The 24,938-nt window shown below is 56.5% G+C and carries 23 protein-coding genes and 1 riboswitch; of the genes, 9 read left to right on the top strand and 14 right to left on the bottom strand.

Translation table 11 applies throughout. The annotated features are described in order from the left end of the window. Positions 1 to 62: 62 nt before the first annotated feature. The 3 genes from fba to FLT43_RS17680 form a co-directional block, all read right to left on the bottom strand. Complete coding sequence (gene fba, locus FLT43_RS17690; RefSeq protein ID WP_115057756.1) at positions 63 to 917, bottom strand: class II fructose-1,6-bisphosphate aldolase; 855 nt, start codon at positions 915 to 917, stop codon at positions 63 to 65. Between the two features lie 247 nt (positions 918 to 1,164). Next, complete coding sequence (locus tag FLT43_RS17685) at positions 1,165 to 1,566, bottom strand: response regulator (RefSeq protein WP_006679006.1); 402 nt, start codon at positions 1,564 to 1,566, stop codon at positions 1,165 to 1,167. Between the two features lie 216 nt (positions 1,567 to 1,782). Then, entirely contained in the window at positions 1,783 to 3,384 is a 1,602-nt protein-coding gene (locus FLT43_RS17680; protein WP_087441093.1) for a CTP synthase, read from the bottom strand. 266 nt (positions 3,385 to 3,650) lie between these two features. Here FLT43_RS17680 and FLT43_RS29400 point away from each other — a divergent pair, with 266 nt between their 5' ends. Continuing rightward, on the top strand, positions 3,651 to 3,821 hold the full coding sequence (locus tag FLT43_RS29400) for a hypothetical protein (protein WP_164776598.1): 171 nt from the start codon (positions 3,651 to 3,653) through the stop codon (positions 3,819 to 3,821). Between the two features lie 97 nt (positions 3,822 to 3,918). On the opposite strand, the gene rpoE is transcribed toward FLT43_RS29400, so the two are convergent. Next, a complete protein-coding gene (rpoE, locus tag FLT43_RS17675; protein ID WP_087441092.1) occupies positions 3,919 to 4,464 on the bottom strand; it encodes a DNA-directed RNA polymerase subunit delta in 546 nt (181 codons plus the stop codon). Between the two features lie 388 nt (positions 4,465 to 4,852). Here rpoE and FLT43_RS17670 point away from each other — a divergent pair, with 388 nt between their 5' ends. Continuing rightward, on the top strand, positions 4,853 to 6,007 hold the full coding sequence (locus FLT43_RS17670; RefSeq protein WP_087441091.1) for a S8 family peptidase: 1,155 nt from the start codon (positions 4,853 to 4,855) through the stop codon (positions 6,005 to 6,007). A gap of 8 nt (positions 6,008 to 6,015) precedes the next feature. Here the strand turns inward: FLT43_RS17670 and FLT43_RS29740 are convergent, their stop codons facing one another. From FLT43_RS29740 to FLT43_RS17640, 7 genes are all read right to left on the bottom strand, one after another. After that, a complete protein-coding gene (locus FLT43_RS29740) occupies positions 6,016 to 6,333 on the bottom strand; it encodes a hypothetical protein (RefSeq protein ID WP_087441090.1) in 318 nt (105 codons plus the stop codon). Further along, positions 6,330 to 7,022 carry a thiaminase II gene (tenA, locus tag FLT43_RS17665; protein ID WP_087441109.1) on the bottom strand — a complete coding sequence of 231 codons (693 nt, stop codon included), beginning with the start codon at positions 7,020 to 7,022 and terminating at the stop codon, positions 6,330 to 6,332. The genes FLT43_RS29740 and tenA overlap by 4 nt, the downstream gene beginning before the upstream one ends. 128 nt (positions 7,023 to 7,150) lie before the next feature. Continuing rightward, positions 7,151 to 7,255: riboswitch (TPP riboswitch) on the bottom strand. Between the two features lie 117 nt (positions 7,256 to 7,372). After that, a complete protein-coding gene (cstA, locus tag FLT43_RS17660) occupies positions 7,373 to 9,169 on the bottom strand; it encodes a carbon starvation protein CstA (protein WP_087441089.1) in 1,797 nt (598 codons plus the stop codon). Between the two features lie 126 nt (positions 9,170 to 9,295). Next, positions 9,296 to 10,048, bottom strand: a complete 753-nt coding sequence (locus FLT43_RS17655; RefSeq protein ID WP_087441088.1) for a LytR/AlgR family response regulator transcription factor — start codon at positions 10,046 to 10,048, stop codon at positions 9,296 to 9,298. Further along, complete coding sequence (locus tag FLT43_RS17650) at positions 10,042 to 11,811, bottom strand: sensor histidine kinase (RefSeq protein ID WP_115057757.1); 1,770 nt, start codon at positions 11,809 to 11,811, stop codon at positions 10,042 to 10,044. Before FLT43_RS17650 ends, FLT43_RS17655 begins: the two co-directional genes overlap by 7 nt. 157 nt (positions 11,812 to 11,968) lie before the next feature. Beyond that, on the bottom strand, positions 11,969 to 13,648 hold the full coding sequence (gene argS, locus FLT43_RS17645; RefSeq protein ID WP_087441087.1) for an arginine--tRNA ligase: 1,680 nt from the start codon (positions 13,646 to 13,648) through the stop codon (positions 11,969 to 11,971). Between the two features lie 22 nt (positions 13,649 to 13,670). Continuing rightward, positions 13,671 to 14,162, bottom strand: coding sequence for a YwiB family protein (locus FLT43_RS17640; RefSeq protein ID WP_087441086.1), 492 nt, complete (start codon positions 14,160 to 14,162; stop codon positions 13,671 to 13,673). Positions 14,163 to 14,456: 294 nt separating this feature from the next. Here FLT43_RS17640 and FLT43_RS17635 point away from each other — a divergent pair, with 294 nt between their 5' ends. The 6 genes from FLT43_RS17635 (at position 14,457) to FLT43_RS17610 (ending at position 19,237) form a co-directional block, all read left to right on the top strand. Beyond that, positions 14,457 to 14,786, top strand: a complete 330-nt coding sequence (locus tag FLT43_RS17635; RefSeq protein ID WP_087441085.1) for a hypothetical protein — start codon at positions 14,457 to 14,459, stop codon at positions 14,784 to 14,786. 368 nt (positions 14,787 to 15,154) lie between these two features. Continuing rightward, positions 15,155 to 15,775, top strand: a complete 621-nt coding sequence (locus FLT43_RS17630; RefSeq protein ID WP_087441084.1) for an ankyrin repeat domain-containing protein — start codon at positions 15,155 to 15,157, stop codon at positions 15,773 to 15,775. A gap of 72 nt (positions 15,776 to 15,847) precedes the next feature. Then, positions 15,848 to 17,068 carry an amidohydrolase gene (locus tag FLT43_RS17625; protein ID WP_087441083.1) on the top strand — a complete coding sequence of 407 codons (1,221 nt, stop codon included), beginning with the start codon at positions 15,848 to 15,850 and terminating at the stop codon, positions 17,066 to 17,068. Positions 17,069 to 17,097: 29 nt separating this feature from the next. After that, entirely contained in the window at positions 17,098 to 17,574 is a 477-nt protein-coding gene (locus tag FLT43_RS17620; protein WP_244194072.1) for a nucleoside deaminase, read from the top strand. An 18-nt stretch (positions 17,575 to 17,592) separates the two neighbouring features. Further along, the gene (locus FLT43_RS17615; RefSeq protein ID WP_087441081.1) at positions 17,593 to 18,456 is read left to right on the top strand and encodes a LysR family transcriptional regulator; all 864 of its coding nucleotides are present in this window, start codon (positions 17,593 to 17,595) and stop codon (positions 18,454 to 18,456) included. Between the two features lie 319 nt (positions 18,457 to 18,775). Next, positions 18,776 to 19,237, top strand: coding sequence for a hypothetical protein (locus FLT43_RS17610; RefSeq protein ID WP_087441080.1), 462 nt, complete (start codon positions 18,776 to 18,778; stop codon positions 19,235 to 19,237). Positions 19,238 to 19,316: 79 nt separating this feature from the next. Here FLT43_RS17610 and speB read toward each other — a convergent pair whose 3' ends face one another. Together speB and speE are read right to left on the bottom strand one after the other, a co-directional pair. Continuing rightward, positions 19,317 to 20,186, bottom strand: a complete 870-nt coding sequence (gene speB / locus FLT43_RS17605; RefSeq protein ID WP_087441079.1) for an agmatinase — start codon at positions 20,184 to 20,186, stop codon at positions 19,317 to 19,319. A gap of 36 nt (positions 20,187 to 20,222) precedes the next feature. Next, positions 20,223 to 21,050, bottom strand: coding sequence for a polyamine aminopropyltransferase (gene speE, locus FLT43_RS17600; protein WP_087441078.1), 828 nt, complete (start codon positions 21,048 to 21,050; stop codon positions 20,223 to 20,225). Between the two features lie 402 nt (positions 21,051 to 21,452). Here speE and FLT43_RS17595 point away from each other — a divergent pair, with 402 nt between their 5' ends. Then, positions 21,453 to 23,507, top strand: coding sequence for a transglycosylase domain-containing protein (locus FLT43_RS17595; RefSeq protein WP_087441077.1), 2,055 nt, complete (start codon positions 21,453 to 21,455; stop codon positions 23,505 to 23,507). 163 nt (positions 23,508 to 23,670) lie between these two features. Here the strand turns inward: FLT43_RS17595 and FLT43_RS17590 are convergent, their stop codons facing one another. Beyond that, entirely contained in the window at positions 23,671 to 24,882 is a 1,212-nt protein-coding gene (locus FLT43_RS17590) for a CynX/NimT family MFS transporter (protein WP_244194071.1), read from the bottom strand. Positions 24,883 to 24,938 lie beyond the last annotated feature (56 nt).

The following is a 24,938-nucleotide window of genomic DNA, read 5'->3' as shown; positions in this document are numbered from 1 at the left end:
CCGGCGAACCGGTGCTATTCCCGCATTCGTAAACGTAAGTATTAACTATGGAATTGCGCTTGTTACGCTTGGTTGTTGCTGCCGAACAAGCGAATTTTGCCCCGAACGACTTCCACCATCGCTTTACGAGCTGGAGTCAAATATTTACGAGGGTCGATAACATCGGCATCCTTCGCCAATGCTTCGCGGATCGCCGCCGTACAAGCGACTTGGTTCTCGGTGTTCACGTTGATTTTGCCGGCACCTGCCGCGATTGCTTTGCGGATGGATTCGTCAGGCACCCCGGAACCGCCATGAAGTACAACCGGTACAGGAATTTTGGAAGCTACCGCTTCAATGATATCGTAATGAAGTTTTGGCTCGCCTTTGTACATGCCGTGAGCAGTACCTACCGCAATCGCAAGCGCGTCAACGCCTGTTTCTTCATAGAAACGGATTGCTTCATCCGGCTTAGCCAGCTGTGCGGATGCTTCATCCACTTCCAGGTCGTCTTCGACCCCGCCGATAGTTCCCAATTCGCCCTCGACGGATACGCCCATCGCATGAGCCGCTTTAACGACTTCCTTAGTCAAGCGAATGTTGTCTTCGTATGCATGATGGGATCCGTCGAACATGACGGAAGAGAATCCTGCACGGATACAAGCCATAGCGACTTCAAATGTGCTGCCGTGGTCAAGATGCAAAGCGATTGGCAAGCCGGATTTCTTCGCAGCCGCTTGCGCCATGGCAACTGTATATTCCATTCCCATATAACGCAATGCCCCTTCGGATACACCGAAAATAATTGGCGCATTCTCTTCCATAGCTGCTTCCGTAATCGCTTGTGTAAACTCTAGGTTGTTAATGTTGAATTGGCCCACCGCAAATTTGCCCGCTTTTGCTTTTGGCAGGAATTCGTTCATCGAAACTAATGGCATGGTCTCCATCCTCCTAAGAAGTTGTCTTTGTCTGTATTTCTTGTAGTTAGCCGACATCCAGTACGGTGTTATTATATCACATTTGCCCGTAAAAAAGTAAACAACCTCTTGACAAACCCTGCCTCTTTAAGACTGCCATCAGACCGCCATTTCCACGCCTCGTCATTCATTCGTGCCCGGAAAACAAAGAAGCCGGGTGTCAGCGCCCAGCATCGTTCAAACCTATGTCATGGCCTTGTCTATCGAGTCATGTCGTCATATTCGCCGGGTTCGCCGCCGAATGGTCCTGTTGAAGCGTCATGTTCACCGCCACTCTCATCTCATCAATGTCGAACGGCTTCGTAAAATGCATGATCGCGCCGAGATCGGTCGCTTCCTTGATCATATCTAGCTCTCCGTAAGCTGTCATCATAATCACTTTCATCTGCGGCTCCATTTTCTTAATCTGCTTCAAGATTTCCAAGCCGTCCATGCCTGGAATCTTCATGTCCAGCAAGACAATATCCGGAGATTCCTCACGCACGATGTTCAATGCAATCTTCCCGTTGGAAGCCTGGTAAGTCGAGTACCCTTCACTGCTGAATACTTCCATCAGAAGAACTCGAATACCGTTTTGATCATCGACTATCAATACTTTCTTCTTATCCAACTGGTACCCCTCCCATCGTGTAACACGAGCGAGTGCATCCGCTAAGACAGGCGTCGCCTCGTATGAACATGCTTTTTTTTCCAAAGCAAGAATAATGGTACTTATTCGCCTTGATATATTAAAATCCTGCTTGAAATACGGAAAAACATGAACTTCCCCTTACGAAGTGCAAAAAATAGGCGGAAATTCCCATAATGGGAATTTCCGCCTGGATCATTATCCGCGGTGTGCCACGGCCGCCCGGACAAACTCCCGGAACAGCGGCTGCGGGCGATTCGGACGGGATGTGAATTCCGGATGGAATTGCACCGCCAGGAACCATGGATGATCGGCCAGCTCCACGATCTCGACCAGCCGCCCGTCCGGAGACGTGCCGCTGAACTTCAGCCCGGCGTGCTCCATCGCTTCGCGGTATTCATTGTTGAATTCATAACGGTGACGATGGCGTTCATACACCAACTCGTCCTGATAGCTTGCCATCGCAAGCGAATCTTCCTGAAGCTTGCACGGATACAGTCCCAGACGCATCGTTCCGCCCAGATCCTCGATGTCTTTCTGTTCCGGAAGCAGGTCGATGACCGGGTAATCGGTCGACGGATTGATCTCCGAGCTGTTCGCGCCCGTCATGCCCAGCACGGAACGGGCATATTCGATAACCGCCACCTGCATGCCGAGGCAAATACCGAAGAACGGAATTTTCTGCTCGCGCGCATAGCGGATCGCGGATACTTTGCCTTCAATGCCCCGGTCCCCGAAGCCGCCCGGCACCAGAATGCCGTGGACACCTTCGAGACGCTCCCGCGCATTGTCGTCCGTAATCTCCTCCGCATTGACCCAGCGAATGTTCACTTCCGTATTCGCATCGAACCCTGCGTGCGCCAATGCTTCGACGACAGACAGATACGCATCGTGCAGGGCGACATATTTGCCTACGATCGCAATCTCGACTTGTCCCTGGAGCTGCTTCACGCGATCGACGAGCTTGATCCACTCGGTCATATCCGGCTGCTGCGTCTCCAGCTTCAAATGATTGACGACAATGTCATCCATGCCTTGATCGCGAAGCATCAGCGGCACTTCATACAAAGTGGACGCATCTCGGCATTCCACGACGGCATTGGCATCGATATCGCAGAAGAGCGAGATCTTGCGCTTCAAGTCCTCGGACAAAGCGTGCTCCGTCCGGCATACGAGCATGTTCGGCTGAATCCCGATGCTCCGCAGCTCCTTCACGCTGTGCTGTGTCGGCTTCGTCTTCACTTCGCCGGCAGCCTTGATGTATGGAATCAAAGTGACATGGATGTACATGACGTTGTCGCGGCCCACATCGCTCTTAATCTGGCGGATGGCTTCCAGGAACGGAAGGCTCTCGATGTCGCCGACGGTGCCGCCGATCTCGGTAATAACGACGTCGGAACCGGCTTCCTTGCCGGCGCGGAAGACGCGCTCCTTGATCTCATTCGTAATATGCGGAATCACTTGAACGGTGCCGCCCAGGTATTCACCGCGGCGCTCTTTGGAGATGACCGAAGAATAAACCTTGCCGGTTGTAACATTGCTGTTCTTCGACAGGTTGATGTCGATGAAGCGCTCGTAATGTCCGAGATCGAGATCGGTCTCTGCTCCGTCATCGGTAACGAACACTTCGCCATGCTGATACGGGCTCATTGTACCCGGATCTACGTTAATATAGGGGTCGAACTTTTGGATCGTAACCTTCAGCCCCCGATTCTTCAGCAATCTTCCCAGGGACGCTGCGGTAATCCCTTTGCCTAGAGAAGATACAACGCCGCCCGTCACAAAAATATACTTTGCCACTGGTGAAACCCTCCTATGATCAAATGCATACAAGACATGTTCTCGGGAGGCTTTGACTCTTGAGTCAGGGTTCGAAGCAATCACATGCTGCCTGATGTTATCGTAACCCATTTGCACGAGAAAAATTGATGAAAAAATGTCAATAAAAAAATAAAAAAGTGACTCCCGTAGTGTCACGGGGCACTTTCATCTTTTAGCGTCAATCAACCTATTCAATTACAAACAAATCAAAAGCCCATATGCTAGTTTACTCTGTAGGACATGCCGTGTCAAGGGAACGTTTACGGATTTTCCAGCTAATTGATCGGGGCGCCGTCCTGATCCAGTTACACCCATCGGTAGGAGGGGATTTCCGCCGCTTCCAGGCGGCAGCGGCCAGCTCCGGCAAGCGGGACAAGAAGCATGACGAGCCGCGTGAAGAGGAGCGGTTCTATTAAAAACCCGTTTGCTTATCTTCCCGCCGAAGCGCCTCCAGGGAGATCGCTCGGGAATCATAAGCAAACGGTCCATCACAGCCGAAGGAGCGGATTCCGATTACTGATCTTTATCCTCGTCCATATCCGGCTCTTCTTCCTCGTCAGGGTTGTCTTCATCGATCTCTTCCTCATCGATCATGACTTCCTCTTCTACTTCGGCCTCTTCTTCTTCATCCACATACATTTCTTCATCATCTTCGCTGTCTTCATCCACGAAGTCGAAGTCTTCCTCATTGTTGTAGCTGTCGTCCTCTTCGACGAAGATATCATCATCTTCCAGATCATCGTCGTCATCATTAATGATGCGAGGACGCTTCGTGCCCATCGACTCTTCCGAGCGATCGACAGGATACCAGCGCTTCAAGCCCCAGAGATTGTTCCCTACGCACGCAAAGCGGCCATCAATGTTGATTTCCGTATATAACTGTGCAATGACATCATTAATTTGCTCTTCGCTGAGTCTGCGAAGCTTCGCAACTTCATTCATCAGATCACGGTAGTAGAAAGGCGTGTTGGCTGCTTTCAGTACGAGGAAAGCAATATCCACCATCGGCATTTCTTGCACTTTGTCGGGATCTAACTTCAATTCCAACGGGGTGCTCATAAGGACACATCCTCTCTCAAAGGTTCAAACGGATAATTACGATCATATCCAGTTTCACACCTAAGTAAAACCGATTTTCCATGAAAAAGCAAGTTTATCCGACGCGGACAAAAAAATGCCACATGTCTGTCCGCTTCCCCTGCCCTAGATGGAAAAAAAGAAACGCGAAGGGCATCCCTTCGCGTTCGACTGTATCCGCACCACAGACAGGTTTACACCTCGTCTACCGTGTGCAAAGCCCCTCGCCGGCTCTTCTTCATCCTATGTCCGCAGCCGCCTTTTGACACGGAAGAAGGCCTAACTTTCGCAAAAAAGGCAGCTACCCCAGTCCACCATCTTCCCCTTGGCATACGATACCCCACAAGGAATTGTCGGGAGGGACTCGACATTGGATATGACGGCCTTATTGCACATGTTGCTTCAAGAGATGTCCTTCAGCGGACGGCCTGCGGCGAAGCAGTTGATTCGCTTCCACCGGCCGGAGCGGTTCGCTGTATTCAGTAAGGCGCTCCGCAGGCTTCGCCGGAATCGGCCCGAGCTCCAGCATATCCGCGAACTTCCGCTCATCCGCGCCTGGAGCTGTCCGGTTCCTGAATCGGCTGCACAGCTGCTGTCACGGTATCCGAACGAGTTCACGATAGAGGACGACGCGTTGATCGCGATTCAAGCCGCTTCCCACAGGCCGGTCACCTGGGAGCGGGGCATTCCGTGGGGCGTACGGCAGATCAAGGCTCCGCAGGCATGGGGAACGACCACCGGCCACCGCGTGCATATCGGCGTGATCGACACCGGCGCCGATTACCGCCATCCCGATCTCCGCCAGTCACTGATGCGCGGAGTCAACTTCGTTCACCGCGGCATGCCGCCTTATGATGATAACGGTCATGGCACCCATATTGCGGGCACGATAGCTGCGGCCAATCAAATGTACGGCATTATCGGCGTGGCTCCCCGCGCCCTGATCCATCCCGTGAAATCATTTGATGAGAACGGAGCTGCTTATGTGTCTGATATTATCAATGGCATTGAATGGTGCGTCCGCAACGGGATGCACATCATCAATATGAGCTTCGGCATGAAATCCCGCAGCAAGTCGCTGCTGCAAGCGGTGACCCAGGCCTATCAATCCGGGGTCACCGTCGTCGCTTCATCCGGGAACGACGCGAAGCGGAAGTCTGTCGATTACCCGGCCCGCTATTCCCAGACGATCTCGGTCGGGGCGACCGATCGCTTGCGGCGGATTGCCCCATTCAGCAATCGGGGGCAATTCGTGGACATTTACGCTCCCGGCGAGAAGATCGTATCCTCCTGGATTAAGGGCCAATACCACGAGATGAGCGGCACCTCGATGGCTACCTCGCACATCAGCGGTGCGATCGCGCTGCTGCTGGCCGTGCGGCCGCGCTTGAAGCCGGGCGAGATCAAGGCCTTGCTCCGGCGGACGGCGAATCCGATCCGCAGCCGCAAGACCCGGAACATCCAGATCAAAGTACCGGGGGAGGTAGATATAGTCCGTCTACTGAAGGAAGCCGAGCGGCTGTAGCCCATCGCCTATGCCTTGTCCTTGGGCGCTGCCGGAAGCGAGCACCCTTGGATGGTCATACGCATACAATCGCCGCGAACTGGCCTGATGGGCTGCCGAGCAGGCGTGCGCCGCCCCCTGGAGATAAAGCGCGCCAGCAACTGCTCCCGGAGAGGCTGTTCCTGTTCCAGGCAGGGAACGTGACTTGCGAGCTTGCGGGATATTGTTGTTCTGCTTGTCTTTACATGAATCTTCTTCCCGTTGGTCACGAACGTATTCGTCATATGATGAGCGAGGGGCAGCCGTTCCTTACTGTTGCGAGAAGCGGCCGCCCATCTTGGATTCATGCCCGTGCTGCTTCCGTAATCGGCGCCGGCCAGTCCTCTAACGTATAGGCCATATCCCAGAACAGATATTCCAACTGGCAGCTGGTCACAAAATGCTCCTCCAGCCGCTGCTTGCGCGCCGCGGGTAAAGACTCCGCCCACTCATCAAGCAGTCGGCGCAGCTGCATCGTAATCCCGCTCTCCTGCTCTCCATAAAAATGCATCCATTCATAGAACGGATGGGATGGATCCGGCTTCACTTCCTCCAGCAGCCTGCGGCCGATTTCCGTATACGTCCACGGGCAAGGCAGCAATGCCGCCACGATATCTTCCCGCGTTCCCCCATGGGCGACCGTCAGCATATGGTTGACATAGTGATTGGCTGAAGGGGCCAAGGCGTAGCCCTGCAGCTCCTCGTACGTCACCCCGGCGACATCGCAAAAATTTTGATGAGGATGGGTCTCGCTGTCCAAAATAAACGAAATTTGCTCGTTAAAAAGAGCCATCGCGGCGCGGTGGTCGCATTTGGAGATCGCAATCCCGTATACCCGGATAAAAGCGTTCAAGTATTCAAAATCTTGCTTGACATAGTGAATAAGCTGTTCCTTCGCTAACGTTCCTTCCGCAATGCCCCGAACGAACGGATGGGCAAAAATCGCCGTAAAAATCGGATCCGCCGTACGCCGGAGTTCTTCGGTAAAGCAGGCCATACTCAGCACCTCCGCCACATTTTTGGGGAAATCCAAACCAGGGGCGCCGGCGCGGCCATACAAAAAAGCCGCCCCGAAATGGAGCGGCTTCGCCAAGTCTTCGTAAAATGAGCGTGAATTCAAACCTGTGAAGGCCGTCTCCACTTCCCTACGCCGGTATTAACCGGATCAGGTTCAAAGGGTCCAAGCATCTCTTGTCTCAGCCGCCTTGCGCGGCTCCCCCAGCGGATTTCGTATAAAGTTCCTTATCACGTCCTACTTTAGCCGTGATTGCCAATCTTGTCAAACTATTCTTGCCGATTCATTGCCTGCGTGCCGAAGCGTCTGCCGGACAAGCGCTCCTGAACCGTTCATGTCACGTTAAGCGCTTCGAGATTCGCCCGCGGCCCGTTCCACAGTTCAATCCACTTCTTGATGGCGGATACCATAATGATGATGCCGAGCACCAGCATAATGATGGACAGTGTGGCGTTCAATACGCTATACCCGGAAGCTGACGGGTTAAGATACACATTTTTGACCATCCAGTAGCCGGCATAGTTGACCGTGACGAACAAATAGGCGAGCGGGATGAGGCAGGTCAGCATATACCTCCGCTTATCCGCTATCTTCAGAATCACTGTCGCGCCAATAATAAGTCCGATCGATGCCATCAGCTGGTTGGAGACGCCGAAGAGCGCCCAGACGGAGCCGATATCTCCTGAGAAGAGCAAGTATCCCCACATGAGACAAGCCAAGGCGCTGGCGAATATGGAGCCCGGTACCCAGTCCACCTGCTTCAGCGGCTTATAGATGTCTCCGAAGAAGTCCTGAATCAGATAGCGGGCCACCCGTGTGCCGGCATCAATTGCCGTCAGAATGAACACCGCCTCGAACATAATGACGAACTGGAAGAAGTAGGATGACAAGTGGCTGAACCACGGTATCTTGGTAAAAATGTACGTCATCCCAACGGCCAAGGTAACGGCTCCGCCGGTCCGTCCTTCGAGATCGAGGCCGATCTGCTGCGCCAGCTCCGGCAGATGCACGGTCGACATTCCCAGCGTCTTGAACACTTCCGGCGTCGAATTAATCGCGAAATAGTCAGCCGGTTGAAGCGCCGCCGCCGCAATAAGCGCCATAATTCCAACCAGCGATTCGACAAGCATCGCACCGAAGCCGACTACCTTGATGTCGCTCCAGCGGTTGATCATCTTCGGCGTCGTGCCCGAACCGACGAAGGCGTGGAAGCCGGAGATGGCTCCGCAGGCAATCGTGATCGAGATGAACGGCCAGACCGGACCGGCCAGTATCGGGCCGCCTCCATTTACGAACTCTGTGACGGCCGGGAACGGGATGGCCGGATTAATGATGAAGACACCAACGATGAGGGCGATGAAGACGCCGATCTTCATGAAGCTGCTCAAGTAGTCCCGCGGCGCCAGCAGCAGCCAGACGGGCAAGGCGGCAGCGAAGAACGCATAGATGGGCAGCAGGATCGCCAGCGTACTTGAGTCCAGCGTCAGCCAGTCTCCCAGGACGGTGCCTTGGATCTGGGGTCCGAGAAATACCCCGGTCATGAGCAGAATGAAGCCGACGGTGGACGCAAGCTTCAGATTCCCCGTCTTCTTGTAGAACAAGCCGACGCCCATCGCGATCGGAATCGTAATCCCTACGGCGAAGGTGCCCCATGGGTTATGCTCCAATGCGTGGAGCACGACCATCGAGAGCCCGGCCATCGTAATCGTAATGATGAAGAGCATCGCCAGGCCGGTGCAGAAGCCGGCTACCGGACCGAGCTCGTCCTTCGCGACCTCGGAGAGCGACTTGCCCTGCTTGCGCATCGAGGCGAACAAGACGACGGCATCATGCACCGCGCCGCCGATGACCGCGCCGATAAGCAGCCACAGCAGGCCGGGCAGGTATCCGAACTGCGCCGCCAGTATCGGCCCGACGAGCGGCCCTGCCGCCGCGATCGCGGCGAAATGATGACCGAAGGTGACCCATTTGTTGGTGGGGACATAATCTTTGCCATCATTCAGTTCATGGGCCGGGGTCGGCTTGGAATCATCCAGCTTAAGCACTTTGGCCGCCATGAACGTTCCATACAGCCGGTATGCAATCATCAGGATGCATATCGATCCGATCACAATCGTTACCGCATTCATGTGAACCACTCCCTGCAATCGTATTGGAGTCATCATACAATATGAAAGCTTCGCTGCTTCATTTTCATGACAGAATGCGATAGATGCCGTTTCAATTGCAAAAAGGAACCTTCGAATTGCAAGCGATTACATCCCGAGCAGCTGCTTCAATTCCTTCATGTAGGTGCGGCTGACCGGAATGCGGGATCCATCCTGCATCTGAAGATGGAAGGTCGAATGGAACCACGGCTGAATCTCTACGATGCGATCCAGATGAACGAGGAACGCCCGGTGCACGCGGACGATGGAAGGATGATTCAGCTTCCGTTCCAGCTGGGTCAGTGATTCCCCAACCTTATACTTCCGCTCGGACGTAGCGATAACCGTCTTCCCCTCTTCGAACCCGAGGTAGACGATATCGCCGACATGCAGCACGATGATTCGTTCGTCGACCGTGATGGCCAGACGTTCCTGCCGCTCCCGCTCCGCCATCCCGGCCCGGACGGCGGATGGTGCCGAAGGCGGATAGCTATCCCGCTCATGGAGGCGCAGCAGCTTGCGGATCGTCTGCTGCACCCGCTGCTCCTCGAACGGCTTCAGTATATAGTCGGCGGCGTTCAGCTCGAACGCCTTCAGCGCAAATTCATCATACGCGGTAGCGAACACGACATCAGGCGGCGCTTCCAGCTCCCGGAGCCGGCCGGCGATATCGAGCCCGCTCTCTTCCTGCAGCTCAATATCGAGGAAGACCACATCCGGCTGCGCCGCAGCCACTCCCGCCAAGGCATCCTCCAACGTGTCCGCTTCGCCGACGACCTCCACCTGCCTCGTCCTTCTCAGCAAATAAATCAGCTCATCTCTTGCCAACGGCTCATCATCGACGACAAAGGCCTTCAGCATGACGCTTCCCTCCATTCATGGAACTGAATCGGCACGGCAATCATTACCGTCGTCCCGTGTCCGGGCTCGCTGTCTATCCGGAAGGAGGCCTGCTTGCCGTATATCTCGGCCATCCGCTTCCGGATGTTGTACAGCGCCGTTCCGGTGCCCTCCGCGGAATCGACAGCCTGCTTGCCGAGCGCCCCCTGGATATCCTTCGGTATGCCCTGTCCATTGTCCCGTGTCAGCAGAATCATCTGTTCGCCTTCCCGGTACGCTTGCAGGGTCACGCTCCCGCAGAGCGGAGCCGCGCCACGGGGGAAAGCATGCCGCACGGCATTCTCGACGAGAGGCTGCAGCGTGAACGGCGGCACGAGCACATCCTCCAGCTCCGGATCGATATCGGTCGAGACGGTATACTTGTCCGGAAAGCGCGCCTGCTCCAAGGACAAATACGCTTCCACATGCTCCAATTCTTTGTGCAGCGGGATGAGCATCGTCCGTGCGCCCTGCAGATTGCTGCGGAAGAAGATGCTGAGCTGCTGCAGCAGATCGCGGGCCTTCTCCGGATCGGTCCGGCACAGCACCGAGATCGTGTTGAATGCATTGAAGAGAAAATGCGGATGAATCTGGGCCTGGAGCGCCTTAATCTCCGCATCGCGGAGCAGCTTGCTCTGCAGCTCCGCCTCGGCGAGCTCCAATTGGGTGGAGAAGAGCTTGCTCAGCCCCTCCCCCAGCTCCTGCTCGACCTGATCGAGCTGCGTGGAGCGGGCGAAATACAGCTTCAAGGTGCCTACAGTCCGGTGATGCGCCTTGAGCGGCAGCACGAGGGCCGCCTGCAGGACACAGTCTGTATTGAGGCAGTGGATTTCCTCCCGCGATTTCGCCATATGAATCAGCCCTTCCTTCAGCACCGTTTGCGTAAGCTGGGTCGAGATCGGCTGGAGCGGCACATGGTGATCAGACCCGGCCCCGACATGAGCCAGTATCTGATGCTCATTCGTGATCGAGATGGCGTCCGCATTCGTTTCCTTCAAAATAATAAGGGCCGCCTCCCGGCAGGAATGGGCGTTCAAACCTTGGCGAAAATAAGGCAGCGTCTGATCCGCGATGTAGAGCGCCTGATGGGTCTGCAAAGCGCGGGTCCGTTCCTCTTCCTGGAAAATCGACTGGATAATCAGCATAAAGAGCAGCGTGCCGAAGCCGTTGACGGCAATCATGGGCACGCTGATCATTTTGACCAGCTCCAGCGCATGGCTCCAAGGCTCGGCCGCCAGCAAGATGATGCCCATCTGCGCACCCTCCATTAATATGCCGATGAGGGCCGCATGCCAAGCCGCATAACGGTTCTGAATGCGGAAGCGCTTACCGATCAGGCCGGTGACTATCCCGGCCAGTATCGTCGAGATGCCGCAGGCGAAGGCGGTGTATCCGCCAAGCATCAGCCGATGAATCCCCGCAAGCAGACCGACGCCTGTCCCGACCAGAGGCCCGCCGAGCAGCCCGCCGATGGCCACCCCCATAATGCGCGTATTGGCGAGCGCGCTGTCACCATCGACGCCGGCGCTCCACGCCTGGGTCGAAATGAGATTGTCATGAATCTGGACGGCGGTGTAATTGCTTACAATTCCGAATGCGCCGAAGACGACGATCAGCATCAGCTTCTCGGCAATGCCATGCTCGTTCTGAATGATCTGCCGGAACGACTTCATCCGCGACAGCACAAACGCGATAATCAGCAATATACCGACCCGCTCCAGCATTAACGGAAGCAGGTGAACCATGGGCCTCACCTTCTCTTATGATGATTGTGCTTCTATTATACCTGAGAACCGGAAATAGACGATGGAGAATCGTGGCATTCCACGCACGGCAAAAAAGCCGGCCCCGACAAGCGGGAACCGGCTCAATCGCATGTTACTATTCGTCTTCGCCGCTGCCTTACATCCGTTCCGGAGCGGATACGCCGACGAGACGGAGCACATTGGCCAGAACGGTGCGCACTGCGCCCAGCAAGGCCAGGCGTGCCTGGGTCTGCTCCGCATCCTCGGTAATGACGCGCTCCGCCTTGTAGTAGCTGTGGAAGAGAGACGCCAATTCATAGACGTAGCGGATGAGGCGGTGCGGCGCATAATCGCGCGCGGCGACCGCAATCTCTTCCGGCAGCTCGCCCATCTTGCGAAGCAGGTCGTACTCATGCTCCGCAGTCAGCTTCGCCAGATGAATCTCCGCCAGCGGCTTCCGGGCGATTCCCTGCTCCTCCGCTTGGCGGAAGATACTGCAAATCCGCGCGTGCGCATATTGCACATAGTAGACCGGATTCTCATTGGAGGTCGAGATCGCCAGATCCATGTCGAAATCAAGATGCGAGTCCATGGAACGCATCGTGAAGAAATAGCGAATGGCGTCGACGCCGACTTCATCCATCAGATCCTGCATCGTTACGGCTTTGCCCGTACGCTTGGACATCTTCACCTTCTCGCCGTCCTGATACAGACTGACCATCTGGGCGATCAGCACGATAAGCTTGTCCGGATCGTTGCCCAACGCTTCCATGGCGGCCTTCATCCGCGGAATATAACCGTGATGGTCCGCTCCCCAAATATTGATGATCTGATCGTACCCGCGATCATACTTATCCATATGATAGGCCACATCCGGCGTCAAATACGTGTATGAGCCGTCATTTTTGATCAGCACGCGATCTTTATCATCGCCGAACTCGGTCGTCCGCAGCCAGGTCGCGCCTTCTTGCTCGTACACCTTGCCGCGCGCCTTCAACGCATCCAGCGCCTTGATTACTTCGCCGTTCTCATACAGCGAGGTCTCGCTGAACCAGACGTCGAACGGTACGCCGAAGCGTCCCAGATCGCGCTTGATCTTATCCAGCTCCTTGTCCAGGCCATAGCTGCGGAAAAACGTCAGCCGCTCGGCATCCGGCAGGTTCAGCAGCCGATCGCCTTCCTTCTCGACGAGCTCCTGGGCGAAGCCCTTGATATCTTCGCCGTAATAGCCGTCCTCCGGCATGTCCGCTTCCTGCCCGAGCGCCTGCTTGTACCGGCATTCGATCGACTTCGCCAGATTGTTGACCTGATTGCCTGCATCATTAATGTAATACTCGCGCGTCATCTCATAGCCAGCGAAATCAAGCAGATTGCAGAGCGCGTCGCCGACGGCCGCCCCGCGGGCATGGCCCAGGTGAAGGCTCCCCGTCGGATTGGCGCTGACGAACTCCACCTGGATGCGCTGACCGGCGCCCATACCGATCCGTCCGTAATTGTCGCCTTGCTCGCTGACTTCGCGGAGAACATCATAGAGGTAGGGCCGGTCCATCCGGAAGTTGATGAAGCCCGGACCTGCAATCTCCGCGCTCTGGATCGAAGCCGCCGACAGATCCAGGTTCTCCACGATAGCCTCCGCGATCTGGCGCGGATTGCGCTTGGCAATGCGGGTCAGCTGCATAGCCGCATTCGTCGCCAGGTCGCCGTGCGACTTATCCTTCGGCACCTCGATGACGAAGACCGGAAGCTCCGATTGCTCCGCCAGTCCAGCCTTGACGACGGCTTGTTCGATCGCCGCTTTGACAGACTCGTTCATTTTTTCCATTACACTCATGCTCATGTAACCTGCTCCTCCTAGTGCTTCAGCGGGCCTCGGCCCGTATCTGTAGTTGAAAATAACCGGCTCGCTCTTCTTCCATATATAGCGTATAGGACCATGACGCCGTCCAGGCGCGCAGCCTTCCGGCTTCATCCTGCTCGTATACGGGCGGCTTCCAGTCCGATGTCTCCGTGACGACGGAGAACCGCATGCCGCTTACTTGATAATAGCCGCCGCCTCGCCCGTCCTTGACGAAGGATAGCTCCGAGTTCACGCTGCCCCGGCGCATCAGCTTGCCGCCGTGCTCGCCCGCCTTGAAGGTGACGGAGGTCTCCAGCGGATCTCCCCCGGCATGTCCGGCTTCCCCGGGCCCGACCGGACGCTCCGTGTCGGAAGCCGATTCCTTGTACAGCAGATAGAAGCTGCTGCCTTTCCGGTACAGCTGGCCATCCGCATAGAGAACGGTAACCTCGCCATCCTGCCGGCTCTCTATGGCGATGCGGACGCGCTCGGCTCCTGTGTGATCATTGCTCATCTGATTCAACCTCAATCCCTGATGTGCATCCTCTCTTCATCTTATCACTTCATTATCCGGTATGCGTGCTTCTTTTGCAACATGGAATGAGACGGCTCATTCGCAGCGGAGGCGTTCGAGCCGGCATGATCCAGCCTGGTCCGTTCCTGCGTATTTCGTGCGCTTTGATCCTGAACCATTGCGTAATGAGGGCATGTTGTCAATCTCTTGCGGCTTACCTAAGTTCCATCCAGCCCCGCTTTTCGTCCTCGTCTGAATGCCGCGGCAGGAACATCGCAATGGGGAGTAGTTTAAATGAGGAAAGCGGCAATACCTTATATTGTGCTTGCCATCATGGTAGGAGCTACTCTTTTTCTCCATGTTATTGGCAGTGATAAGATAATTAAGGAAATTGCTTTTTCCAGTATCATTCTTTATCTGTGCATTCTTATCCTTACCTTAAGGAAAAAGGACAGCAGTAAACAACATGACTCGAGAATTCGAATTTTGATCGTCTTCATTTTAGGGATTAATTTTTTCATTTCCATTTTCTCTGGGAATGAACGGTTTAAAGATATTGTTCTGGGGTGTTCATTTTTCTTTGTCGCCATATTTGTGATCATGCATTTGGCAAGGAAGAAATAATCAACAAAATATCAATAACTTGCTGATTGAGAATGGAACGCTAGAGCTGCCGGCTTGCAAGATCCGGCAGGAAAGCTGGCTTCGATAAAGAATTGGGAGCTGCCTTCATAGGCGGCTTCTTTTTTGCGTTGTGAAGGGCTCGATTTGCACACCCTATATATATGTAAAACATATCGAAAACGAACAAAATATATATTTTTCATATAGACGTGCCAATGATACGATGGCATCAATATGATCTTCGAGGCAGAGAGGCCTGGCGATCCCTGCCTTGGCACCTTGGGATTGGACTGATTTATCGGCCGGCTGGACGCTTCCTCACCCGAGGATGTGCCGCCGGAATTGGATCTGACAGGAGTGTGATCTCGATGAATAACCGATTGATTGCCGCAGCCGGGAGCGGACAGACGGACACCGTCCGCGCGCTCATCCGGGAAGGCGCAGATGTCAACGTCAAGGACGCTTCCGGACGCACCGCCGTTCTGGCTGCCGTGCACGGGCGGCATGCGGATACCGTCCGCGCGCTGATTGATCTCGGAGCTGACGTGAATAAGCAGGATCAGCGCCGCGACAACCCGCTCCTGCATGCAGGCGCCGAAGGGCTTCTCGACATGGTCCGCCTTCTGCTGGAGGCGGGAGCCGACACCCGCCGGACGAACCGCTTCGGGGGCACTGCGCTCATTCCGGCTGCGGAACGCGGCCATATCGCTGTCGTTGAAGAGCTGCTGACCCATTCGGATGTGGATGTCAATCATGTCAATAACTTAGGTTGGACTGCGCTGCTGGAAGCTATAATTCTTAGCGACGGCGGGGCCGCCCACCAGCGCATCGTCAAGCTGCTGCTCGATCACGGAGCCGATCCCCGCATTGCGGACAAGGATGGCGTGACTCCGCTCGAGCATGCCGCAAAGCGGCATTATCGCGAGATCGGGAAGCTCCTTGCCGAAGCGATCGCGCGAGCCGGCAAGCCGGAGCGGCGGTCACGATGACGGTCCCTCATCGTCCAGAGCCTGCGGCATCCTGTTCATCCCCGTATCATCAATATGAAAGGAAGGGTTCTTATGTATAGCGAATACTGGCTGACACATGTCCGGTTAGAGACCGGCTACACGAAGGAAGAGGGGCGCATTACGGGCACCTCGGCATCCTTGTTCCATATCCGCGTCAAGGACGGAATCATGGAGGAGATTCGTCCGGCGGCATCTCTTCCGGCTGACCCGCTGCCGCGGATCGATGCGCAGGGACTGCTCCTGCTGCCGCCCTTCCGCGAGATGCATATTCATCTGGACAAAACCTATTACGGCGGGCCGTGGAAAGCGGTCCGGCCGGTCTCGAGCATCTTCGAGCGGATTGAGGAAGAGCGCCGCCTGCTGGTGGAGCAGGCTCCCTATGTCAGCGAGCGGGCAGCGCATATTCTCGACTTGATTCTGCGCCACGGCTCCACTCATCTCCGGGCTCACATCAATATCGATCCGGTCTCCGGGCTTCGTAATCTGGAGATGTGTCTGGAGGTGCTGGAAGGTTATCGCGACATGCTTACGTATGAGATCGTCGGATTCACCCAGCACGGGCTGCTCCACTCCAACGTAGCCGGATTGCTCCGGCAGGCGGCCCGCAGCGGCGCCGGCCTCGTCGGCTCGGTCGATCCGCATTCGGTGGACGGCGATATGCAGCGGTCGCTCGCTACGCTGATGGACATTGCCGTCGAGACGAATACGGGCATCGACATCCATGTCCACGACGGCGGGGAGCATGGCATGGCCACTCTGCATCATCTGGCGGATCTCACCGAGGATGCCGGCTGGCAGGGCCGCGTCGCCGTGAGCCATTCCTTCGCCTTCGCCAGTGCCTCCCCGGAAGAGGCTGCGGAGCTGGCCGGCCGGTTCACCACACTCGGGATCGCGGTCCATTCGACCGTACCGATCGGGCGGCGCGTCATGCCGCTGCCGATGCTGAAGGAACGAGGCGTCCCTGTCGGGCTCGGCACGGACAGCCTGACCGATCATTGGTCGCCGTTCGGCACCGGCGATATGCTGGAGAAGGCGGGACGGCTGGCGGAGCTGTACGGTTACTCGCATGAGCATGGGCTGTCTCAGGCGCTCGGCTATATTACCGGCGAAGTTACCCCGCTGAATCCGGATGGGCAGCAAGTCTGGCCGAAGCTAGGCGTTCCGGCGGGCGGCGTGCTCGTTCATGCGAGCTGCTCTGCCGAGGCGGTGGCCCGCAAGAGCATACGACAAGCCGTGCTGCACAAGGGCCGGATCGTGGCGGGGTCGCTATGATTGGCCCGCATCGGCAGGAACGGCAAGCGATGAGTCATCAGACATTCATCGAACAGACCGTCCGTCTGGCTTACGAGCATACGGTCCTCCGGGGAGGAAAGCCGTTCGGGGCGGTCCTCGTCCGCGAAGGCCAGGTCATCGCCACAGCCGTAAATGAGGTGCTGACGAGCCATGACCCGACTGATCATGCGGAAATGCGCGCCATCCGCGACGCCTGCCGGCGGCTGGGTACCCCCGATCTGTCCGGCTGCGTGCTATACGCCAGCGGCGAGCCGTGCCCGATGTGCCTAAGCGCGGCCTATCTGGCCAAGCTGCCCGTCATCTATCACGCCTACGGCCAAGCGGAAGCCGAGGCGGCCGGGCTGGGCATGTGCTGGTTGTATAAGCAGCTCGCTCTACCGGCGGAGGCGAGAACGCTCCGGCTCATGGCCCAGCGGGCGGACGCCGAAGCGGACTCGCCGTATGCCGCCTGGATGCGCCGCCCGACCGATGAGAACAACGGATAATTACAAGGGGGAGCCGATATGGATGTAAGGCAGCTTCGCTATTTCATCGCCATCGCGGAGGAACGGACCATTACGGCGGCGGCCCGGCGGCTTCATATTGCGCAGCCGCCGCTCAGCCAGCAGCTGAAGGCGCTGGAACGGGAGCTGGGGGTGCAATTAATCAGCCGCAGCCGCAAAGGGCTGGAGCTGACCGAGGCGGGCCAAGCCCTCTATCGGCACGCGACCATGTTATTGAAGCAGATGGAGGAAGCCGAGCAGATCGTACGGGATATTGGAGGCGGCACACAAGGGACGCTTAAAATCGGCGTGAACACGCTGTCCGATCGCCGCCTGCCGGATTGGCTCCGCGCCTTCCGGGCGTCCCGTCCCGACATGAGATACAAGATTCACCAGAACGACTCGCGCCAGCTGTGCAAGCTGGTGAAGGAACGGGATATTGAACTCGCCCTAATCCGGCTTCCGCTCGATCTCCAGGAGTACTGCGTTCACCCCTTTCCCGCCGAGCCGTTCTATTTCTTGGCCGGCCGTTCCTTCCAGCCCCCGCGTCCGGAACTGACGCTGCAGGACATAGCTTCCGCTCCGCTCCTGCTGCCCAGCACGGAAGGGCTGGGAGTCTACCAGGTAATTATGGACGCGTTCCGCCAGCGCCGCCTCGAAGCCCACATCCTCGGGGAATGCTCCGATATTTCGTTATTGATGGAGCTCGTCTCCACCGGCTTCGGCATGAGCATCGTGCCGCTGACCGTACAAGGCCGCTGGACGGAGGAGAACATTCAAGCGTTCCCTCTTCCCGAGATTAGCGGCGCTTCGGCTCTGATCTGGCTGAAGGAGCATCATTTGTCCCAAGCGGCGCTGCAGTTCATCGAGATCGTGTCGCGATAAAGGGATTGGGAGCAAGTAAGAGTGGATGCCCGTGAGTGGCAGTCTTACTTGCTCTTACATTTTTCATATTCATAGTACTCAAGCAACGCGTCATTCCTATAAGAACTCATCGCAGATGCTCCTTCACCTGCTCCTGCATCGTTTTGCTCGTAGATTTCCATAAGTGCCCGTTGGAAATGGAGAACTCCTTCAAACAGCCCCAGCAGACAACAAGCTACACAGCAATCCGAGGAAAAATATAGATAAACATGGTATCGTAATAGAGCAGAGTGGGTCTTAATTTCCAAATCACGGGGAGCCTGGGGAGGCAAAAGAGAGAATGAATCGAAAAATTTCAATTTTACGAATTGCATTGCTTTTTGTGAGCATGTTTGCAGGCTTCCATTATTGGAATGATCATCGTGAAAGAAGCTTTACTGATCTCGTATCTTATCCTTCCAACGATTTTTTATCGATAGGGTTCCGGTTGAATAAGCCGCTTGACCATAGCGTCTCCGAGTGGGTAAGCAGTGAGGCAGAGGCCGCAACGGAATTGATGCAATTCCTGGGCCAATATCGACTGAAGAAGATAGGCGAAGCAGATTTTCGTCAATTCGTAGGCAATAGATTATTTGAATTTACCATTTCCTCCTCTCATTCCAATCCCGTCATTGTCCATGCAAGTGAGAACTTCGTTCATATCTTGGCGGGGCATTATTATAAAGTCGTCAATGGTCCTATAGATGTAGGATGGATCAAACAATTTGACGAAAAGCATCAATCTAAAAAAACCGGTCAATAGCAAAAATCCCCCTCCATTCGCCTCTCCGCGCCAACGGCGGCAGAGATGATGGAAGGGGATTAGCGTGATGCGATCGATGCTACTTCACGAAGCCAAGCAGCATCTCGCGGATAATCTTGCTGGCCGTAATCGGCGTCTGCTCGGTCGGGTCATAGATCGGCGCCACTTCTACGAGGTCGCAGCCGACGACGTTCGCCTCGGAACGGGCGATGAGATGCACCGCTTCAAGCAGTTCCTTGGACGTGATGCCGCCCGCTTCTGCCGTGCCGGTGCCCGGCGCGCAGCTCGGATCGAGCACGTCGATGTCGATCGTGACGTAGACCGGACGTCCTGCCAGCTCCGGCAGCACGCTCTTGAGCGGCGCAGCCACATCGAATGGATGGAAGTTGATGTTCTCACGGGCATAGGTCCACTCCTCACGGGAGCCGGAACGGATGCCGAATTGATAGATGTTCTTGCCGCCCATCAATTCCGCTGCCTTGCGGATTGGGGTCGAGTGCGACAGCGGCTCGCCTTCATACTGCTCGCGCAGGTCAGCATGCGCATCGATATGGATAATCGCCAGATCCGGATACTTCTTATACACTTCCTGGATAACCGGCCAGGAGACGAGATGCTCGCCGCCCAAGCCGACCGGGAACTTGCCGTCCGCCAGCAGCTTGCTTACGAACTCCCCGATGATGTCCAGGCTCTTCGCCGCGTTGCCGAACGGCAGCAGCAGATCTCCGGCATCGAAGTAGTTCAGCTCCTCAATGCTCTTGTCGAGATAAGGGCTGTACTCCTCCAGCCCGATCGATGCCTCGCGGACGCGGGCCGGGCCGAAGCGCGACCCCGGGCGGAACGAGACCGTGTAATCCATCGGCATGCCGTAAATGACCGCCTTGGCGCTCTCATAATCTTCCGAACTGTAGATGAACACGTTGCCCGAATATTTTTGATCCAATTTCATAGGTATGCTCCTCCTCGCTGCAGCCTGCCTTACGGCTTACTTGCAGAGATCCTCGACGAATTTCGGCAATACGAAGGCGGCGTGATGCAGACGCGGGGAGTAGTACTTCGTCTCCATCTCCGGAATGCTCGCTTCCTCCACCTTCAGCGGATCATGCTTCTTGCTGCCCATCGTGAACGTCCACATACCGCTCGGATAGGTCGGAATGTTCGCCGCGTACACGCGGACGATCGGGAAAATCTCCTTCACGTCGCGGCTCACCTTCTGAATCAGATCGGCCTTGAACCAAGGATTGTCCGTCTGTGCGACGAACAGACCGTCATCCTTCAACGCATCATAGATGCCTTGATAGAAGCCGCGCTCGAACAATGGAGCTGCAGGGCCAACCGGCTCGGTTGAGTCGACCATAATGACGTCGTACTCGTTCTTGCTGTTCAATATATGCATATATCCGTCATTCACCTGCACTTCAACCCGCGGGTTATCCAGCTCGCAGGCGATTTCCGGAAGGTATTTTTTCGAGTATTCGATAACTTTGCCGTCGATATCGACGAGAACGGCCTTCTCGACCGAAGGGTGCTTCATAATCTCGCGTATGACTCCGCCGTCTCCTCCGCCGACGACGAGCACTTTCTTCGGATTCGGATGCGTTGCGAGAGCCGGGTGCGCCACCATTTCATGGTAGACGAATTCATCCTTCACCGTAGTCATTACCATGCCGTCCAATACGAGCATTCGTCCGAATTCTTCGGTATCCAGCATGACCAAATGCTGAAACGGCGTCTGTTCATTCACGTAGGTCTCGCGAATCTTCGCCGTAATGCCAAAGCTCTCCGTCTGCTTCTCTGTAAACCACAATTCCATAGGAATCAACCTTCTTTCTTATCGGTAATGGTATCGTTGGTCCCTGCCGAAATGCTCGTAATGGTTCCCATGTGTACATTCGTAACACTTCATCTACATATCGCACCAAGCTGCTTAGTGTATAAATAGACCAATTGTATTATACGCGAGTCACCCCGTCTTAGCAAAATAAAAAAACAGCCGGCAGGCAATCCTGGCACGGCGCCCGATCGGACTTCCGATTCTCCTCTTTTTGCCCTGTTTTCTGTGTCCCCGAATACGGAAGAAGCCCTGCTCCCGGCTGTACTGAGGCAGCCGATTTTTTAGCTTACCAGGAATAAGCCATTCTATTCTTTTCCATACTGAAAAATAACGGGAATGAATGTCGAACGAACGGGAAATCGGGGATAAGGAGGAGTCATTATGGATCGACGCCGCACATCAACCAAGAAGCGCAAGCGGCTTCGCTTGCTGCTCATCAGCTCCAGCGCCGCCTTCGTCATGGCGATCGGCGTGTCTGCCTCCGTGCTCGGTTACCTCTATGTAAGCGATCTGCCCGTCACCGCGACGGAGCAGGCCTCGCGGATTCTCGACAGCCAAGGCCAGCTGCTGACGACACTGTCCCCGGGCCAGAAGCAGCAGATGCGCGTCCCCTTGAAGGATATTGCCGAGGATCTGGTCCGCGCGACGCTGGCTACGGAGGATCGGCAGTTCTATCACCATCCGGGGATCGACGTGAAGGGTGTCGCACGGGCAGTGCTCGTCAATCTGGAGAACATGTCCACGCGGCAAGGAGCCAGCACGTTGACCCAACAGCTGGCGCGCAATCTGTATTTGAGCCATGAACGGACATGGAAGCGGAAGGTGAAGGAAGCGCTGTATGCCATGCAGTTGGAGATGAAGTACACCAAGGACGAGATTCTCGAGATGTATCTGAATCAAATCTATTATGGGCACGGCGCCTATGGGATCGAAGCGGCGGCGCAGCTCTACTTCGACAAATCGGCCCGCGATCTGACCTTGGCCGAGAGCGCCATGCTGGCAGGCATTCCGCGCGGCCCTGTCTATTATTCTCCCTTCCTGCAAATGAAAAATGCGAAGGATCGGCAAAAGACCGTGCTGAACGGCATGGTCGAGACCGGATATATCTCGCAGGAGGCAGCCGGCACAGCCTACCATGAGATGCTGACCTTCCGGCCGCAGACGGAACGGCCGGACACGCTCGTCGCCCCCTACTTCCGCGACTATGTGCGGCGGGAGCTGACCGATCTGGGCATCCCGGAAGTGGAGGTCGACGGCGGCGGCCTGCTCGTCTACACGACGCTTGATGCCCGGGCGCAGCAGGCGGCAGAGGATGCGGTGGCGAAGCAAATACCGGCAGAAGGAGATCTGCAGGCAGCCCTTATCGCTATCGATCCGCGCAACGGGTACATCAAAGCGATGGTTGGCGGCAAAAACTACCGCCTCAATCAATACAACCGCGTCTTCGCCGACACGCGCCAGCCGGGCTCGGCCTTCAAGCCGATTGTCTATCTGGCCGCCCTGGAGGAGAAGGCGATCACGGCGGCGACCCACTTCGTGAGTGAGCCGACGGCTTTTCCTTATGACGACGGGCGGCAGGTATACCGGCCGAGCAACTATGGCGGCAAGTACCATGGCGACATCGATCTCCGCCAGGCGATTGCCGCCTCCGATAACATTTATGCGGTTCATACGATGATGCAGATCGGCCCCGACAAGGTCATCTCGCTGGCGCGGCGGCTCGGCATCGACGGAGCGATGAAGCCGCTCCCGTCCTTGGCGCTGGGGACCTATCCGGTCAGTCCGTTCGACATGGCTGCCGCCTACGGCGTCTTCAGCAATGAGGGCAAGCGGGTCATCCCGCGCGCGATCCTGAAGGTTACGGATCAGGCGGGCCGCATATTGTACGAAGCGCCGCCGGTGGAGGCGGAGCAGGTCGTGAACCCGGCGGAAGCTTATGTGCTCACCAGTCTGATGGAGAGCGTATTCGAAGCGGGCGGGACCGGCAACCGCGTCTCGCCGGTCATCAAGCGCCCCGTAGCCGGGAAGACCGGCACGACCGATGCCGACGCCTGGATTGTCGGCTATACCCCGGAGCTGTCGACCGCGGTATGGGTCGGCTACGATCGGGGCAAGAACATATCGCTGACCGAATCGCACAAGGCCGCGCCGATCTTCGCCGAGTTCATGGAGAAGGCACTGCACAGCGTGCCGCCCAAAATTTTCACGGTGCCAGGTGATGTGGTCAGCCTCTATATTGACCCGGACTCCGGACAGCTTGCCGGAGAGGATTGTCCGGGGAAGCGGCTGGAGACGTTCGTCAAGGGAACTGAGCCGACGGAATGGTGCGGCCTGCATCGTTCAACGAAGCCGAAAGCCGGACCGGACAAGCCGACCGAGAAGGAGCCGGGGAAGCGCTCGTGGTGGCATCACTTCAAGCGCTGGTGGAGCGGATGAGGAAGAAGAGCATGAGACAATCAGGCGCTCATTCCGGATGTGTAGGACGGTAAAACAGCCGGACCGCTTGCGCCGCTCCTTCTGAAGAGCTGCGCCGGCGCCCGGCTGCTGGCTGCTTGGCTGTATCGTCCGCAGCGGAATAGGCCCGGGAAGCGGCGGCGGCTTAGTCGATATACCGGTTCCGCCCCGCTCCCAGACCTGCGGCGACCATGATGGAGGACGTGCCGAGCAAGGCGATGACCGGCCACGTCCAGGCCGCTGTCACATCATGCAGCGCCCCGAGGCATATCGGGCCGAGTGCCGCCAGCGCATAGCCCATGGATTGGGACATGCCGGACAGCGCTGCCGCTTGCGTCGCATTTCTGGCGCGTAGCGCAATGAAGGTCAGCGCCAGGCTGATGCAGATGCTCTGCCCGATTCCCATCAAGATGACCGCAACGGTCGCAATCGCGGCATTATCGATCAGCAGGCCGGCATAGCCGGCCATGCCGATAAGCGCCCCAGCGGCGGCCACCAGCCGTTGATCCTTCAACCGTTCCGCCATCGCCGGAACCAGGAAGTTGAACGGAATGCCGGTCAACTGCATGACCGACAGCATCCAGCCGGCATTGACGGGAGACCAGCCGTGACTGAGGAGAATCTCCGGCAGCCAGGCGACGGACACATAATAATTGAAGGATTGGAATCCCATATAGATCGTAATCTGCCAGGCCAGACCGGACTTCCATACATTCGCGGCCTTGCCGGAGCCGGTACGCTTCGCTCCACCCCCGCCCCGTGCCAGGGAGGACCGAGCCATCGGCAGCCAGATCAGCAGGCCGAGCAGCGACAGCGCGGCCCACACCAGGAGCGTGTTCCGCCATCCCCAGCCCGCGCCTTGAGACAGCGGGACACTGATGCCCGCGGCAATTGAGGCGAAGATGCTCATCGTCATGCTGTACAGGCCGGTCATGAAGCCGACCCGGTTGATGAAGTTCTGCTTCACGATGCTCGGCAGCAGGACGTTGCACACAGCGATCCCGATGCCGACGCCTGCGGTTCCGACGAAGAGCAGCGGAACGGAATCGAAGGCGCGAAGCCCGATCCCGATCGTCATGAGCGCCAGCGTCGCGACCAGCGTGCGCTCTGTCCCGTATCGGCGCGCCAGCGAAGGCGCGAACGGGGACAGCACGGCGAAGCCGATAAGCGGTATCGTCGTAAGCCAGCCGACGGCCCCGTTCGACAAGCCGGTATCATCGCGAATGAAGCCGATGAGCGGTCCCACCGACGCGATGGCGGCGCGCATGTTCGCGCCTACAAGCACAATCCCCAATAAGAGCATCACTAACGTTTTATTTGACGGAACCGGTTGTTCTGCCTGCAGTGCGGGTCTCACGATGCATCTCTCCCTCTCTTTTATCTGTTTCTATCTACTTTTCTACATGTGTACGT

This window comes from Paenibacillus thiaminolyticus (assembly GCF_007066085.1).
Lineage (GTDB): Bacteria > Bacillota > Bacilli > Paenibacillales > Paenibacillaceae > Paenibacillus_B > Paenibacillus_B thiaminolyticus.
This window is presented reverse-complemented; position numbering and strand designations above follow the sequence as displayed.

What these genes read in the sequence shown, in the direction of transcription:
- fba (WP_115057756.1), bottom strand. Translation starts at nt 917, where the DNA reads ATGCCATTAGTTTCGATGAACGAATTCCTGCCAAAAGCAAAAGCGGGC.
- FLT43_RS17625 (WP_087441083.1), top strand. Translation starts at nt 15,848, where the DNA reads ATGTATAGCGAATACTGGCTGACACATGTCCGGTTAGAGACCGGCTAC.
- FLT43_RS17630 (WP_087441084.1), top strand. Translation starts at nt 15,155, where the DNA reads ATGAATAACCGATTGATTGCCGCAGCCGGGAGCGGACAGACGGACACC.
- speB (WP_087441079.1), bottom strand. Translation starts at nt 20,186, where the DNA reads ATGAAATTGGATCAAAAATATTCGGGCAACGTGTTCATCTACAGTTCG.
- FLT43_RS17610 (WP_087441080.1), top strand. Translation starts at nt 18,776, where the DNA reads ATGAATCGAAAAATTTCAATTTTACGAATTGCATTGCTTTTTGTGAGC.
- FLT43_RS17640 (WP_087441086.1), bottom strand. Translation starts at nt 14,162, where the DNA reads ATGAGCAATGATCACACAGGAGCCGAGCGCGTCCGCATCGCCATAGAG.
- tenA (WP_087441109.1), bottom strand. Translation starts at nt 7,022, where the DNA reads ATGGCCTGCTTTACCGAAGAACTCCGGCGTACGGCGGATCCGATTTTT.
- FLT43_RS17595 (WP_087441077.1), top strand. Translation starts at nt 21,453, where the DNA reads ATGGATCGACGCCGCACATCAACCAAGAAGCGCAAGCGGCTTCGCTTG.
- FLT43_RS17620 (WP_244194072.1), top strand. Translation starts at nt 17,098, where the DNA reads ATGAGTCATCAGACATTCATCGAACAGACCGTCCGTCTGGCTTACGAG.
- argS (WP_087441087.1), bottom strand. Translation starts at nt 13,648, where the DNA reads ATGAGCATGAGTGTAATGGAAAAAATGAACGAGTCTGTCAAAGCGGCG.
- cstA (WP_087441089.1), bottom strand. Translation starts at nt 9,169, where the DNA reads ATGAATGCGGTAACGATTGTGATCGGATCGATATGCATCCTGATGATT.
- rpoE (WP_087441092.1), bottom strand. Translation starts at nt 4,464, where the DNA reads ATGAGCACCCCGTTGGAATTGAAGTTAGATCCCGACAAAGTGCAAGAA.
- FLT43_RS17655 (WP_087441088.1), bottom strand. Translation starts at nt 10,048, where the DNA reads ATGCTGAAGGCCTTTGTCGTCGATGATGAGCCGTTGGCAAGAGATGAG.
- FLT43_RS17650 (WP_115057757.1), bottom strand. Translation starts at nt 11,811, where the DNA reads ATGGTTCACCTGCTTCCGTTAATGCTGGAGCGGGTCGGTATATTGCTG.
- FLT43_RS17635 (WP_087441085.1), top strand. Translation starts at nt 14,457, where the DNA reads ATGAGGAAAGCGGCAATACCTTATATTGTGCTTGCCATCATGGTAGGA.
- FLT43_RS29740 (WP_087441090.1), bottom strand. Translation starts at nt 6,333, where the DNA reads ATGAATCCAAGATGGGCGGCCGCTTCTCGCAACAGTAAGGAACGGCTG.
- speE (WP_087441078.1), bottom strand. Translation starts at nt 21,050, where the DNA reads ATGGAATTGTGGTTTACAGAGAAGCAGACGGAGAGCTTTGGCATTACG.
- FLT43_RS17615 (WP_087441081.1), top strand. Translation starts at nt 17,593, where the DNA reads ATGGATGTAAGGCAGCTTCGCTATTTCATCGCCATCGCGGAGGAACGG.